Origin of the sequence: Paenibacillus oryziterrae, from assembly GCF_042610485.1 — a bacterium.
Lineage (GTDB): Bacteria > Bacillota > Bacilli > Paenibacillales > Paenibacillaceae > Paenibacillus_AQ.
In genome coordinates this window covers 12,312-26,980 of record NZ_JBGJZO010000011.1, presented here as the reverse complement: position 1 = coordinate 26,980, position 14,669 = coordinate 12,312, and the positions used below count along the sequence as shown (strand labels likewise).

General features: G+C 49.0%; 12 protein-coding genes. 2 read left to right on the top strand and 10 right to left on the bottom strand.

Annotation, left to right across the window (positions count from 1 at the left end):
• Positions 1–27: 27 nt before the first annotated feature.
• Positions 28–1,458, bottom strand: coding sequence for a DUF4179 domain-containing protein (locus tag ACAN55_RS13430; protein WP_379133382.1), 1,431 nt, complete (start codon positions 1,456–1,458; stop codon positions 28–30).
• Position 1,459: 1 nt separating this feature from the next.
• Entirely contained in the window at positions 1,460–1,978 is a 519-nt protein-coding gene (locus tag ACAN55_RS13425; protein WP_379133379.1) for an RNA polymerase sigma factor, read from the bottom strand.
• 219 nt (positions 1,979–2,197) lie between these two features.
• On the opposite strand from ACAN55_RS13425, the gene ACAN55_RS13420 reads away from it, so the two are divergent.
• Positions 2,198–3,355 carry a glycosyltransferase family 4 protein gene (locus ACAN55_RS13420; RefSeq protein WP_379133377.1) on the top strand — a complete coding sequence of 386 codons (1,158 nt, stop codon included), beginning with the start codon at positions 2,198–2,200 and terminating at the stop codon, positions 3,353–3,355.
• 222 nt (positions 3,356–3,577) lie between these two features.
• Here the strand turns inward: ACAN55_RS13420 and ACAN55_RS13415 are convergent, their stop codons facing one another.
• The 6 genes from ACAN55_RS13415 to aroA form a co-directional block, all read right to left on the bottom strand.
• A complete protein-coding gene (locus ACAN55_RS13415; RefSeq protein WP_379133374.1) occupies positions 3,578–4,633 on the bottom strand; it encodes an LLM class flavin-dependent oxidoreductase in 1,056 nt (351 codons plus the stop codon).
• A gap of 297 nt (positions 4,634–4,930) precedes the next feature.
• Positions 4,931–6,697 (bottom strand): phosphoenolpyruvate--protein phosphotransferase, encoded by a 1,767-nt coding sequence (ptsP, locus tag ACAN55_RS13410; protein ID WP_379133371.1) that lies wholly within the window; start codon positions 6,695–6,697, stop codon positions 4,931–4,933.
• A complete protein-coding gene (locus ACAN55_RS13405) occupies positions 6,694–8,577 on the bottom strand; it encodes a glucose PTS transporter subunit IIA (RefSeq protein WP_379133368.1) in 1,884 nt (627 codons plus the stop codon). Before ACAN55_RS13405 ends, ptsP begins: the two co-directional genes overlap by 4 nt.
• A gap of 604 nt (positions 8,578–9,181) precedes the next feature.
• Positions 9,182–9,850 carry a hypothetical protein gene (locus tag ACAN55_RS13400; RefSeq protein WP_379133365.1) on the bottom strand — a complete coding sequence of 223 codons (669 nt, stop codon included), beginning with the start codon at positions 9,848–9,850 and terminating at the stop codon, positions 9,182–9,184.
• 217 nt (positions 9,851–10,067) lie between these two features.
• On the bottom strand, positions 10,068–10,502 hold the full coding sequence (locus ACAN55_RS13395; RefSeq protein WP_379133363.1) for a CoA-binding protein: 435 nt from the start codon (positions 10,500–10,502) through the stop codon (positions 10,068–10,070).
• Positions 10,503–10,653: 151 nt separating this feature from the next.
• Positions 10,654–11,946 carry a 3-phosphoshikimate 1-carboxyvinyltransferase gene (aroA, locus tag ACAN55_RS13390; RefSeq protein ID WP_379133361.1) on the bottom strand — a complete coding sequence of 431 codons (1,293 nt, stop codon included), beginning with the start codon at positions 11,944–11,946 and terminating at the stop codon, positions 10,654–10,656.
• 113 nt (positions 11,947–12,059) lie between these two features.
• Here aroA and ACAN55_RS13385 point away from each other — a divergent pair, with 113 nt between their 5' ends.
• A complete protein-coding gene (locus tag ACAN55_RS13385) occupies positions 12,060–12,359 on the top strand; it encodes a rhodanese-like domain-containing protein (protein WP_379133359.1) in 300 nt (99 codons plus the stop codon).
• A 4-nt stretch (positions 12,360–12,363) separates the two neighbouring features.
• Here ACAN55_RS13385 and ACAN55_RS13380 read toward each other — a convergent pair whose 3' ends face one another.
• Positions 12,364–12,912 (bottom strand): shikimate kinase, encoded by a 549-nt coding sequence (locus ACAN55_RS13380; protein WP_379133356.1) that lies wholly within the window; start codon positions 12,910–12,912, stop codon positions 12,364–12,366.
• 164 nt (positions 12,913–13,076) lie between these two features.
• Complete coding sequence (gndA, locus tag ACAN55_RS13375; protein WP_379133353.1) at positions 13,077–14,489, bottom strand: NADP-dependent phosphogluconate dehydrogenase; 1,413 nt, start codon at positions 14,487–14,489, stop codon at positions 13,077–13,079.
• Positions 14,490–14,669 lie beyond the last annotated feature (180 nt).

Below are 14,669 nucleotides of genomic sequence, written 5' to 3'. Positions count from 1 at the left end.
GGGCAGGCTTTTTGCGTGGATCATGAGCTAGCGGATTTTTAGAGTGTGCTCTTCCATGATCGGACTCGGGTAGCTGAAGAGCTTAAAAGTAAGCGGCTGAGGTAAATCAGCGGAGCCCTTATCATAAAATGAACTGGATACATAACCTTCCGGCCCTCCGGTTGATTGTGAGCTGCCACTTGTCTTGAACTCATGACGATCTCCATCTCCGTCAGTAAAGGTATTATCAAGGCTTACTGAACCTACATTTATACCGAAAGCATTATCTGGATCATTCATAGTATAGTTAAAAGCAATCTCTCCAGGACGGTCATATTGTTCTCCTTTGCTCACGCTAAGCTTACCATCCGGCGCTTGCAGAATCTTCATTTTATCCGTATCCACAATAACATCTAATTTGGATTTATCCAGGGCATGAATACCTTTCAATGTTAGTGCAAGTGCATCGTCCTTATTCATATTGTCGTGATCAAACACAAGCGTCTGTCCTGTGTCAGGTACTCCGAAACCAAGTGAGCTGCCAAAACCATAGGTTCGAGATTCTCCACCCTCAACCACTCTAGCGTCAATCAAACTAAAGATCTCCATAGAGTTGTCCGGAGCATTCTGTATAGTGATATAAGTTCCCGTATGAGCAACTATGGCTTTTTTCACAATAATGGATTGGTCTGCTATTTCGATCGTTTGATTCAGGGTAATTTCCTCACCGGGATTATTTAACATCACAGGATCCAAGATAATCGGAACCTTCAACGTTAACAGGTCTTCAGGTGCCTTTGAGAGTTCATCTGGTCCACCAATGGCCGGATTACTTACAGGATTCTTAGTGAAGCTCAGCTCAGCCATCAGCCGATTCTGAAGCTCCCCGGGATGTTCCCACCGCACCTCAATCATTCGATGTTCAACGGGCGTATATTGGCTATCACCAGTATATGAACTGGTATATAAACCGTAGTTCAAGCTGCTGCCGTCTGAATCCTGAATCTGCATACCGCCAAAAGCGACTTTTTGTCCTGTAGTATTCTCGAATGTATACAGTAGCAGCATCCCATATTTATCTGCCACAGCGCCGTTAACGGTTAACTTATAACCATCCTTCTCTGCAACAGCATTCTCGAACCGCTGTACATATCCGGCATCCAAAGCAGATTTTAAAGTCAGATTGTCCTTAATCAGGGGGCGAAAGACCTCAAGCTCGTTCCACGGCTTCGGCTGCTGTGCGGCAAGCCTGGCCCGCTGCTCCAATGTCTCTGCTGTAGATACGGCAGCGAATACCAGAAGAATTGCAGCGGCTGCCGTAACTAATATAGAACTTCTGCGTCTTCGGATTTTCCGCCGCTTCCCCTGCTCGATTCCTCTTAAAACTGCCGATTCCATCACCGAATCCGAAGTATTTTCCGACTCATCCCTTATTCTACTGAAGTATTCCTGTACCCGTTCCTCATCCCGTTCAACCATGTTATACCCCCCCTCTCTCATTCATTTTCTCCCGCAGCTGCTTCAGACCTTTGTTCAGCCACGTCTTGACTGTTCCCTCGGGCTTCTCCAGCACTTCAGCTATATCGGTCAAAGTCATATCGCGATAATACTTCAGCACCAGCACCTGACGGTATTTAGGCTTAATCTGTTCCAGCGCCTGCGCCATATCCAGCTTATTGTCGCTTGCCAGCTCCATAACTCCGCTCTCGAAGCGCTGCGGTTCAGAAGTAAGGGTCCGCTTTCTTCGCTTCAACTCATCTTTGCAGCAGTTCAGCACAATCCGGATCAGCCAAGGTGTGAACCGGCTCGGGTCCTTGAGGCTTCTCCGTTTGATCCATGCCCGGCAGGTCGCCTCCTGCAGCACTTCCAGTGCATCCGACTCGCTCCGCATGTAGCTGTAGGCAATGCCGTAGAGCAGTTTTTGCTGCTTGGATACTTGATCAAAAAACTGTTCTTCCTCACTGGCATGCGCTGCCTCGGCTTTCATTATATTTTCCATCGCTATGAGTGCTCTCCTCCCCACCCGTTCCACATGCAAATCACTTTCTTTATAACCTCTATACTATAATGACTGAATAACTGAGCAAACGGTTTTGTTTTATTTCCAGAATTACAATCTCCATAATTAAATTTTATAATTTCTGGATCTGACGTTAACTCCCGTCAAATATTAGCCTGATATGATCAGGGCAACAAGAGAATATGGGAGGTGTTGTTCATGCGTCTTGCTTTGTTCACGGACACCTATCTGCCGCAGACTAACGGGGTAGCCCGTACATTAAACCGGCTGACCGGTCACCTGCACCGCCGCGGCATTGAGCATCTACTGTTCACACCGAAGCCTGCTCCGGAAAAGGATACTGCCGAACCGGTACGCTCCATAACCAGCATTCCTTTTTTTCTCTATCCTGAGTGCAGGTTGGCCCTGCCGAGTATGTCCTCCATCCAAAATGAACTGAAGTCCTTCCTGCCCGATATACTGCATATGGCTACACCCTTCAACCTCGGAATAACCGGCCTGCGCTATGCCCAGAAACAGAATCTCCCCCATGTTGTGTCCTACCATACACATTTCGACCGGTACCTTGAATACTACCGCATGAAAAGAATCATACCGCTCTACTGGAAATACATGAAGTGGTTTCACCGTTCCTGTGATACCATCCTTGCTCCCTCCCAGGAGACGATTAGCTCACTGCGTTCGCATGGGTTTACAGGTCTGAAGCTCTGGTCCAGAGGCATTGACTGCAGCTTGTATACACCGGAGAAACGGAGTGAAGCTGTGCATGAGCGTTATGGGATAACTGCACCTTTATTACTGCTGTATGTAGGCCGGATCGCACCGGAAAAAGATATCTCTACCCTACTGCAGGCTATGCGGCAGCTGCCACAATCCACAGCAGCCCAAGTCCACTTACTGGTCGTTGGAGACGGCCCGCTGTTGTCCGAACTGCGAGCTCAGGCAACTGGCAATATTACTTTTGCCGGCGCTAAATTTGGCGAGGAATTGGCGGAGCTGTATGCTTCCGCAGATCTATTTGTTTTTCCGTCTTGTACCGAGACCTTCGGTAATGTCGTCCTTGAAGCAATGGCTTCCGGGCTTCCGGTCCTCACCGCCAATGCAGGTGGTACAAGAGATCTGGTTGTGCCCGGTGTTAACGGCTCACTGTTCGAGCCTCGAAGTTCGGAATCACTCGTAAAGGAGATATGTAACATGTCCGCCCAGCCTGGATTGCGGTCAACTATGGGTATGGAAGGACGTAAGCTGGCGCTCGGACGCTCCTGGGAGCATATTTTTGACGAGCTGATCAGAGATTACGAAGAGGTGATCGAGAGTAGACGCACGAAGAGTAAGGCAGGGATGTTTACAGCCTAAAGTGAATTAACGACGGCTTACAAAGCCAGCACCGACTGCAGTCTCAGGGCGTTTCTCCACAGTGGGACCAGCCGGGCTGGCTCAGCATTTCAAACGAAACCCGTAATGACCTCTACCACGGCCGGATTTCACAGGTGGCAGATACGTAGGCACGCTACCCACAAAAAAGGACGGCGTCTCCGCCGTCCTCCATTGGTACCTCTTGCAAGCTGTATTTTTGCTTCAGTCCATTCCCTGCTCCCAACGCGCAATTCCTTGCCGCACGCGGGGTGCCACTTCAGTTCCAAGCAGTCTGATCGCCTCCATGACTTCACCATGAGGCATCGTGCCGTGCGGCACATGCAATAGAAACCTCGTGATTCCCACATGCTTGCGCAGATGAATGATTTTGTCCGCAACCGTCTCAGGATCCCCCACATATAAGGCTCCATCAAAACTGCATGCCGCATCATAATCGGTACGAAGGTAAGGAGGGACCCCCTTCTCCAGCGCCCTCACATTCGTTCGGGCAAAGGTTGATGGGAAGAACTGTTCTATGGCTGACTTCGTATCCTTCGCAATGAAACCGTGAGAATGAGAAGCAATAGGCAGTTTGGAGACATCATAACCTGCCTTCGCTGCCGCTTCTTTGTAGAGTCTCACCTGTGATGCGTAATGCGACGGATTAACATTCCCGATAATGGCCAGAGCAAAAGGCAATCCCAAGGACCCGGCACGGACCGCTGAATCGGGACTGCCTGCACTGGCAATCCAGACCGGTAACGGATCCTGAACCGGACGCGGGTAGATGCTAAGATTATGTATGGCAGGCCGATGATTACCGCTCCACGTTACTTTCTCCGACTCCCGGATTTTCAAGAGCAAATCGAGTTTCTCCTCAAATAATTCTTCGTAATCCTGAAGATCGTACCCAAACAAAGGAAATGACTCGGTGAACGAACCGCGGCCAACCATGATCTCCGCACGCCCATTCGAAATACCGTCAAGTGTAGCAAAATCCTGAAAGACGCGCACCGGATCGGAAGACGATAGGATCATAACCGCACTGGTCAAGCGGATTCTACTTGTCAGGGATGCCGCAGCCGCCATAATAACTGCTGGTGAAGAAGCTGCAAAATCATGCCGGTGATGTTCGCCTATACCGTATACATCCAGTCCCACCTGATCGGCGAGTACAATTTCCTCCACTACTTCACGCATTCGCTCTGCATGGCTCATCGTCTCTCCTGAGGTCACATCAGGCGTTGTCTCGACAAAGGTGCTTACACCAAGTTCCAATGCTTGTCCCCCCTTTCATAAACATGGATCAATAGACTATATTTTAAATCCTAATAGTTATTTTTTCAAAATTTAAATTTCGAAGAAATCATCCACCCTCTCCATATTAGAAAAGCTTGCCCGCTTTCTTAGTCGAACACAGCCGCATTTGGGTTCTACTCCAAGCTCGCCAGATCTAAAGTTATGGCAGCCCGGCCTACGCAAATAAATAAAGCCCGGCAACCCTGTGCCGGACTTTGATGCTGAACTATAGTTATCAATGATGCCAATAAAGCGCCTGCAGCTCCTGTGCAGAGTCTATGAGGTTCTTTCTTTGGCATTCGAGCCCGCTGCAAGCGGAACCTCACCCGGGACTGCAAAGAGATTCAGTAATTCCTCAGTTTCCGTGCTGGAACGCTTCTTAAGGCATGCCTTAGCAACCGTTCTGGCTTCCGATGCCAGTATATTTAAAGTGCGGTGCTTCACTTTCAGCAAGGATTGAGGGGACATGCTAAGTTCATGGATTCCGAGCTCTAGCCACAATGGAAGAGATCGTTCATCGGCAGCCATTTCACCGCATACACTGACGCTGATTCCCTTGCTACGTGCTGCATCCACCGTCATCTTAATCATCCGCAATACAGCCGGGTGATACGGATGGTACATGTGGGCAATTTGTTCGTTCATCCGGTCTACAGCAAGCACGTACTGCACCAGATCATTGGTACCAATACTGAAGAAGTCGACTTCTTCCGCGAGGTAATCGCTGATCAGAACAGCTCCCGGCACTTCAATCATAATACCTACGGCAATATTCCGGTTATACGGGACACCGGACATCTCCAGTTCTTCCTTGACCTCACCCAATACAGCTTTCGCTTCCAGTACCTCTTCGACTGAGGAGATCATGGGGAACATTAACTTCACATTCCCATAGACGCTGGCTCTCAGAATGGCTCTCAGCTGGGTTTTGAACATATCCTTGCGGTCAAGGCTGATGCGAATCGCGCGGTAGCCCAGGAATGGATTCTGCTCTTCAGGCAGCTGGAAGTAATCCAGATGCTTATCGCCACCAATATCCAGTGTTCGGATGACAACCGAGTTCTTTCCGACTTTTTGGGCAACCAGCTTGTACACTTCGAATTGTTCCTCTTCACTTGGGAACGTATCCCGGTCCATATACAGAAACTCTGTCCGGAATAGCCCGACCCCTTCGGCTCCATACTTCAAAGCCAGATCCAATTCTTTCACAGAACTGATATTTCCCGCCAGTCTCAAGGTAACGCCATCTTTAGTAACTGCTTCAACGGTAGACAGCAACTCTAGCTGTTCTCGTTTTTTATATTGCTTCTCACGGATCTGAGTATATTCCCGGACTGTAGGCTCATCGGGATGCATCTGCACAAGACCTGTCTCTCCGTCCAAGACGATCATATCTCCGGTTTGAATCGGCTGAGAAAGCTTGTTCTCCAAACCTGCCACAAGCGGTATACCGAGTGCCCGGGCCATAATGGAAGAGTGAGAGGTTTTGCCTCCCATCATCGTAACGATCCCAAGTACATAATTCGGATTCAAATGAGCTAATTGTGAAGGAGACAGCTCTTTGGCCACCAGAATATAAGGCTGTGTATCGGAAGGCAGAGTCACCTCAGGTGCTCCAAGCAAATGCTTCAACAGACGATTGCCGACATCCTTGATATCAACCGCCCGCTCCTTCATATATTCATCATCCAGCAGATCAAACATCGCTACAAAATGATCGATGGCTTCCTTGACGGCAACCTCTGCCGCTTTGTACTGCCGTTCAATGATGCCGCGGATTTCGCTCATGAACACCGGATCATCCAATATGGCCAGATGTGCATCAAAAATACTGGACTCCTCCGGTCCCACGACCTCACGGAATTCCCGTTTGATGAACTCTATTTCATCCTTGGATGTACGGATACCTTCATATAAACGCTCAAATTCTTTAGCCAGATCCACCGGATTCACTTCATTATCCGGCAGGCTCCATTCCCAGTTCGGCAAAACAAAGGCTTTCCCGATGGCAACACCTGATGAGGCGCCAATGCCTTGTATCATGGTTCAACCCCTCCAACATTACTTTCATGCAGTACAACCGACATCACGGAGGACTGTCCTCTTTTTACACTTTTAAATGGAGCGTAGCTCCAGGATTTGACACGGTCCGGATTGGTAATCACCATTGGTGTTGCCAGCGAAGAGGCATGCTCTCGCAAGTACGGAAGATCGAATTTGACCAAAAGCTGGCCTGGCTCGACACTGTCGCCTTCCTTCACCAACGACTCAAACGGCCCTTTTAGCTGGGAGGTATCAATACCGATGTGCATAAGTACCTCCAATCCTTCCGGCGTTGAAACACCGATCGCGTGCATCGTAGGATATACGTGCATGACTTTGCCGTACACCGGGGAGACGAGTTCGCCTTTCTCCGGTATGAAAGCAACTCCATCACCCACAAGTTTGGCCGCAAAAATATGATCCGGAACTTCCTCAATCGGCAGCATCCGGCCCTGCATCGGAGCAGCGAACAATACCTGCGGCAGATCACGGAGCAGCAGCTTATTAATCTCTTCGCGGATCAGCTCGGAATAGGTACCAAATACGACTTGGACATTACCGCCGCCAAGCTTGATAATTCCTGCCGAACCAAGACCTTTAAGAGCCCCTGTATCTATATATCGGTCATTATGCACCGTAAGCCTTAACCTTGTAATGCAGGCCTGAACCTGAACAATGTTCTCCTTACCTCCAAGTGCTTCCAGAATAAGAGGCGCCTGATAAGGAATATTCCCTGCCCAATCGCCCAGCTCTGAGCCTTCTTCACGGCCAGGTGTCGGGATTTGAAAGCGCCTGATCGCCCAGCGGAACAAGTTATAATAAACGATTCCGTATCCGATCCCGATAGGAATGATCAGCCATGCCCGCTGCGACAGATGCAGGTTCAGGAAGAAATCAATTGCACCCGCCGAATACGAGAAGCCGTGATGAATTCCAAGCCAGTACGTCAGCACCATAGCCAGACCGGACATTACGGTATGGACGATAAATAAATATGGAGAAGCAAATAAGAATGCGAACTCAATCTGTTCTGACACTCCAGTCAGGAAACAGACCAAAGCCGCACGCAAAAAAGTCTTCTTGATCTTTGGCTTTAAATCCTCACGGGCTTCCTGGATAATAGCAAATGCTATCGCTGGCAGCGCAAACATCATAATCGGAAACAATCCGGCCATAAAACTGCCTGCAGTCGGATCCCCGGCAAAAAAACGCGGCAAATCGCCCTGAACAACCATACCGTCAGGCGTTGTAAACGTCCCCAGTTCGAACCAGAACACATTGTTTAGAATGTGATGTAATCCAAAAGCAGTCAATACTCGGTACAATACGCCATAAAGGAACAGTGAGTAGCTGCCAGTCTGCTGAATCACTCTAAACAGATCTTCCAGACCCAGCTGCAGAACCGGCGCGACCCCCAGCATCACCCAGGCGAATAATGCCGAGAACAATCCCATAAACAGCAAAACAAAACGCGACCCTCCAAAGAACTGGATCGCTTCCGGAAGCTTGATATTTTTAAACCGATTATGCGCTACGCCGGCAACAATTCCGAGCAATATCCCAATGAGTGTAGCGGGTTGAATGCTCCCGTCTCCCATATTGATAACAATTCGATCATAGGTGAACATTCCCGCCAAAGCGGCAAGTCCCGCTGGTCCAGCCTGATTGGACAATCCCCACGCTACACCTACAGCGAAGAGATAAGGCATAAAATAAAAAATCCCCTGCCCTGCATATGTTGCCACTTCGGATACCGAAGAAAGTCCCCATGCAGACCACGGTAAGCTGCCTATGCTAAGAAGAATAGCTGCCGCCGGCAACACCATGGTAGGGAGCATAACGGCTCTGCCTAATTGCTGCAGTGAACCCAGCCAATTCAAGGCGACCCTCTCCTTTCTTTCTATATTGAATGGTAAGCGCTGAGACAGCTTTTGTCAAAAGAATCCGTGGACAAGCTGCTGAAGTTATAATTCTATGGGGCGGGTCTTGCGGCCTATATTGGAGAATAGTGTTTTTAGGCACAAAAATGTTCATTAGCGCTCCCTGTGACGGGTTCAGTGGACCTGGATGGGCGACCAACTCTCAGCAATTGGCATCATAAAGCTCCGCCTCATATTCAATTGTATGTTGTTCAGCAATTTAACCTATAAACCGCTCAACATTACCATTCATTTGCTTATGGTGGAGAATAAGATCAAAAGAAACGCTCAACTTCACATTCTGTTGCTTTTATGGAGTGAAATATCAGCCGATAACCGCTCCCCTCACATTCTGTTGCATTTTGTGCATCAGATTTCCAATATAATCGGTCATTTTCTACTTCTGTTGCACTTTGTGCATCAGATTATTTACAAACACCCGGTTTTATCTATATTTTGGAATTTCAATTGTACAAAATACAACAGATCCTATTTCCACTCCTTTTTTCATTATTTCAATTGCACGAAATGCAATCAGAACAAACTCCGCGCTCTTACTGTACTCTTACCACTCTTGATCAGGATGCAGCACCTTGAGCTCGTAATTCCGCACGCCTCTCCCACCTTCTTTGGGCTCAAGAAAGCCTTTTTCACTTAACGAGGTGAGCAGCTTCCGGGCCGTTCGAAAGTTAATACCAAAATGCATTTTCACATCCTTAGGCCTGATTCCGTTACCTAACTTCCACGCCATCCGCAGTACTTCCTTCTCATCCGCCGAGATCTCTCTACCTGCGGTTTTGCGTGTTAAGTACGGCGCTAACGCAAGCTGCAGTAGCATCCGACATACTTCTGGGCGCTGCTGGATATCATCGAAGGAGAAATGAAGCATCTTCCAGCCCATACCGGTCAGAAATGTATCGCGGTTCAGCGCATAGCTGAATTTCTCGCGGTCCATATCTTTCACATGGCTTTGAAATCCGTCTACCTCAATACCAAACCTGGCGCCACTAGGCGGGAGAAAGGCGAAATCAATAAACTGTGATTTGCGGTTCCAATCATAAATTTCATACTCCGGATGAAGATTGTCCAGCGATTCGAACAAGGGCCACCAAACATTACTCAGAAAAAGCTTCTCAGCATGGTTATGGCCTCTATTCATCCTGCCTTTCCGTTCCCCTGTTCTAGCACTTAAGTGCTCCTGGAAAAATAAGCTATGTACTACCTCAAACGCCATAAATGTTCCCCTCCTAAAAAATAAAAAAACGCCCTTTACCGCAAATGCTTCATGCGGCTAAGGGACGTTCTTCGTCTAGTGCAATTTTATCAAATTCGGTTAAAAAAACCAATCCGTCTGAACAAAGACCTCTCCGGGGTTCCGGGGTTCCGGGGTTCCGGGGTTCCGGGGTTCCGGGGTTCCGGGGTTCCGGGGTTCCGGCCCCGCTTAATGACTCTTACGCCCGGCTGCGACCTTGCTGGGTAATGGCTTCCTCTACCTTGATGCAGCGGTCCATGATGGCGATCATGCCGTGCTCGGCGCAAATGTCGGCCGCTTCCTCGTTGACTATACCCTGCTGCAGCCACAGTATGTTGGCACCAATCGCAGCCGCCTCCCGTGCCACTTCGGCGCAGAATTCACTCCGGCGGAACACATTGACGATATCTACGGGCTCAGGTATATCGGCCAATGTATGGTAGCATTTCTCGCCCAGAATCTCTCCGTCCACCAAAGGATTGACGGGTATAATGCGGTAGCCACGGCTTTGCATGGCGTATGCCACCATGTAGGACGTGCGGTCTGACTTATCTGAAAGCCCGACAACTGCAATATTGCCTGCGGAAGCTAATATATCTCCAATTTTGTCCCTGCTGGGATTCTCAAAGCTCATCTTTACTGCCCCTTTCAAAGGAAGTTAACAGGATAGTATTCAACTTTAATTGTATACCATTCCACTTGTACTTTCATCCAGACACCCGAGCACATTTATTAAATGAAATAAAGAGGCGGGCTGGCTATGGAACCACATTAAATCTACACTTCTATTGTACCCACTCCACGTCAGCACCAAGCGCACTCAAATGGTCAAAATACTGCGGATACGATTTCGCAACATGGTGTGCGTCCTTGATCACTAGCGGCTTACGGGCTCTCAGGCCCACCACCGTCAATGCCATAATGACACGATGGTCGTAGTGCGCGTTGATTGTCACGCCACCTTCCACACCCTCCGGCATGCCGTGTACGATGATTTCGTCACGCCGTTCCTCCACCTTAGCACCCGCACGGGTTAGTTCAGCCAAATAGTCGGTAATCCGGTCGCATTCCTTGAACCGCAGATTCTCCACATTGTAGAACCGGGAAGTACCTTCGGCGAATACCGCCGCTGCAACCATCGCCAGTACAGCATCCGTAGCGGCATCTCCGTCAAATTCAACGGCCTTCAACACACCGGTTCCTTGCACATGCACAATCCCTTCCTCATGGGTCAACGGCACTTCCATCATACGGAGAACATCTACAATCGCCCGCTCTCCTTGTTTGCTATTCTCAGCAAGTCTATGAATCTTCACATCCGACCGGGTCACCGCCGCCGCCGCAAGTACAGCTGCCGAACCGGGATAGTCACCCTGCACGATATAAGACTTGGCAGCATACTTCTGGCGGCCGGGAACCTTGAAGAACATGTAATCATCTGCTGCATGCACAACAATTCCAGCCTGTTCCAACACCTCAAGCGTCTGTCCGACAACAACCTTGGACTTCAAATCATCGAGAACCGTAATCTCACTGTCTTCATCCAGAAGCGGAGTAAGGAAGAGCAGTGCACTCAGGAATTGGGAGCTGACAGCGCCCGATACTGAGATTTTGCCGCCTACTGGCTTGCCTCCCCGAATGGTAATCGGTAGTCTCCCCTGGTTATGATCTACTTCCACGCCTAGCTGCCCGAGCGCGGTGATCAGGTCATCATGCGGACGCTTTCCCAGTGAGTCAGGATATGTATTTACAAAAGTGACTTCTGGGCAGAAGGAAGCTATAGCCATAAGAAACCGCAGAACAGCGCCGGCATTACCTACATTCAGCTCTTTGATATCACGAGGATTTCGTCCAAAACCCTGGATGACGATTTTCTCCTCATCCTCTGTAAGCACCGCACCCAGATCTGCAATACAACGGCGGATGGCATCGCTGTCCTCGCTATGAGCAGGGTGGTAGATGGTGCTGACACCTTCAGAAAGAGCGGCTACCAGCAAGTAGCGGGTGGTGTAGTTTTTGGAAGAAAGGGCACCAAATTCTCCTTGCAGAGTTGGCGTAGGCCTAACAATAACGTCCATAATGATAATTGCTCCTTTGTATAGTGATATAGGACAAGCCGGGCCCGTTTGACATTGAGTTCCGTGCCTGTGTTATGATTGGAATAATTTCCGATGAAAAGAGGTCACACCCGATGAACGACATTCCACAGATGACAACCCAGGAATTACAACAGCGTCTACAGGCAGGTGAAGACCTTGTCCTTATCGACGTTAGGGAAGATGAAGAGGTAGCCCTAGGGATGATTCCCGGCGCACTCCATATTCCAATGGGAGAAATCCCATACCGTTTGGATGAACTCAGTACAGAACCAGTGACAATATTTATCTGCCGCTCAGGTGCGCGGAGTCAGCGTGTCTGCGAGTATCTCCGCCAGTACGGTTACGATAGAATAGCCAATCTCTACGGCGGCATGATCGAATGGAATGCCTAAAAGCTTAACCGCGGTACTGCATTAAAATATATTCCGACACTTGTGCCGGACGAAGTCCCGTTGTATCGACCGTGTAATGCGCGAACAGGTATGCATTTCGGCGTTCTTCCATTAAGCGCCGCACCCGTTCCTCCGCATTGCCGGCGAGCAGCGGCCGGTTTTTATCTTCTGCAACCCTCGAAATGATATCTTCAGCAGCAGCTGTCAGGGCAATAACGCAACCATTCTCTAGCATTACTGAGGTATTGCCCGGAGCCAATACGGCCCCCCCGCCTGTTGAAATGACTTTACCTCCACCCAGCAAAGAAATCTGTAGCTCAGCCGTTTCTACAACCCGGAAATAGGATTCCCCATTTTCTGCGAATATCTCAGGAATGCTGCGCCCTTCTCTCTTCACGATTGCGTTGTCAAGATCAATAAACTCAAAGCCTAATTCCTGCGCCAGCAGTTGTCCCACGGTCGATTTACCCGTTCCCATCATCCCTACTAAGATGATATTCCTGCCGTCGTTCGCGCTTCCCATGTTTACTTTTTCCTCTGGTGTTTCAGCCATGACTACCTCCAAGCGGCGACATTTGTCATATCATAACACAGCCCCAAAACATTACACAATGTGCTTCTCTGCACTTCATTTCTTTGAGCAGAACAGCAAAAAGTCCGAAAGTCCCCGCATACGGCGGGGCTTTCGGACTTTTAAGAGAACAAAAAACATGAAATTTATTCAGACAACCATTCGTGATGGAACACGCCTTCTTTGTCTACACGTTTGAAGGTGTGGGCACCAAAGTAATCGCGTTGAGCCTGAAGCAGATTCGCCGGCAGGCGCTCTGTGCGATAGCTGTCGTAGTAAGCCAGTGCGCTGGAGAAGCCAGGAACCGGGATACCCAGTGTTACAGCGGAAGCGATAACTTTGCGCCATGCATCCTGATAGGATCCCATGATGTCCTTGAAGAATGGATCCAGCAGCAGGTTTTTTAGATCCGGATTGCTCTCGTAGGCATCCGTAATGTTTTGCAGGAAGCGGGAACGGATAATGCAGCCGCCGCGCCAGATTTTAGCCAGGCTGCCGTATTTCAAATCCCAGCCGTATTCATCGGAAGCAACGCGCAGTTGAGCAAAACCTTGAGCGTAGGATACGATTTTGCTGGCGAACAACGCTCTGCGGACGTTCTCGATGAATTCTGCTTTGTCTCCTTGGAAAGGTGTTGTTGCCGGACCGCTCAGCACTTTGCTGGCTTCAACGCGCTCATCCTTCATTGCAGACAGGAACCGGGAGAATACGGATTCGGTAATCATGGACAAAGGTACGCCCAGATCCAGCGAGCTTTGGCTTGTCCATTTGCCAGTTCCTTTTTGTCCGGCTGCATCCAGAATCACGTCAACCATCGGTTTACCGGTCTCTTCATCGTATTGGGAGAAGATATCGGTAGTAATCTCAATCAGGTAGCTGTCCAGCTCGCCGCTGTTCCACTCTTTGAAGATGCTGTGCAGTTCCTTGGCATCCAGACCAAGCACATCTTTCAATAGTTGATAAGCTTCGCAGATCAGTTGCATGTCACCATACTCTATACCGTTATGCACCATTTTCACATAGTGCCCTGCACCGTCTGGTCCAATATATGTACAGCAAGGCTCACCGTCAATTTTGGCCGAAATAGCCGTAAGGATGGGTTCAACCAGCTTATAGGCACTTTCTTGTCCGCCAGGCATGATGGAAGGCCCTTTAAGAGCACCTTCTTCGCCGCCGGAGACACCGGTGCCAATAAAGCGGAACCCTTTCTCTTCGAGCTCTTTGCTGCGGCGTACTGTGTCAGGGAAATATGCATTGCCCCCGTCGATAATAATATCGCCTTGATCAAGATAAGGCAGAAGCTGCTCGATCGTCGAGTCTGTTGCTGCACCCGCCTGAACCATGATTAGAATTCTGCGTGGTGTTTCCAGTGATTGTACGAATTCCTCGATAGTGAAGGCACCCGTCAAATTTTTGCCTTGAGCTTCTTTCAGAAGATCATACGTCTTCTCTGCGGAACGGTTGAATACCGATACCGTAAAGCCTCTGCTCTCGATGTTCAGAGCCAAGTTTTTGCCCATTACCGCCAGGCCGATAACGCCGATTTGTTGTTTTGTCATCTGGTCTCCACCCTTTGCACCCTATATTTTTGTGTAAGCCATTTCTTGCAGAACAAGAGATTATTTTAAGAATACCATTCTTTAAAAAGATCAGCAAAGCTTGTCCTGCGTGAAGAGATCAATTTCATTGACAATGCCTTGTGTAAGGAAATTGAAACACAATGTATTTATTTTAACTTT

What these genes read in the sequence shown, in the direction of transcription:
- ptsP (WP_379133371.1), bottom strand. Translation starts at nt 6,697, where the DNA reads ATGATACAAGGCATTGGCGCCTCATCAGGTGTTGCCATCGGGAAAGCC.
- gndA (WP_379133353.1), bottom strand. Translation starts at nt 14,489, where the DNA reads ATGACAAAACAACAAATCGGCGTTATCGGCCTGGCGGTAATGGGCAAA.
- ACAN55_RS13380 (WP_379133356.1), bottom strand. Translation starts at nt 12,912, where the DNA reads ATGGCTGAAACACCAGAGGAAAAAGTAAACATGGGAAGCGCGAACGAC.
- ACAN55_RS13400 (WP_379133365.1), bottom strand. Translation starts at nt 9,850, where the DNA reads ATGGCGTTTGAGGTAGTACATAGCTTATTTTTCCAGGAGCACTTAAGT.
- ACAN55_RS13385 (WP_379133359.1), top strand. Translation starts at nt 12,060, where the DNA reads ATGAACGACATTCCACAGATGACAACCCAGGAATTACAACAGCGTCTA.
- ACAN55_RS13425 (WP_379133379.1), bottom strand. Translation starts at nt 1,978, where the DNA reads ATGGAAAATATAATGAAAGCCGAGGCAGCGCATGCCAGTGAGGAAGAA.
- aroA (WP_379133361.1), bottom strand. Translation starts at nt 11,946, where the DNA reads ATGGACGTTATTGTTAGGCCTACGCCAACTCTGCAAGGAGAATTTGGT.
- ACAN55_RS13420 (WP_379133377.1), top strand. Translation starts at nt 2,198, where the DNA reads ATGCGTCTTGCTTTGTTCACGGACACCTATCTGCCGCAGACTAACGGG.
- ACAN55_RS13395 (WP_379133363.1), bottom strand. Translation starts at nt 10,502, where the DNA reads ATGAGCTTTGAGAATCCCAGCAGGGACAAAATTGGAGATATATTAGCT.
- ACAN55_RS13430 (WP_379133382.1), bottom strand. Translation starts at nt 1,458, where the DNA reads ATGGTTGAACGGGATGAGGAACGGGTACAGGAATACTTCAGTAGAATA.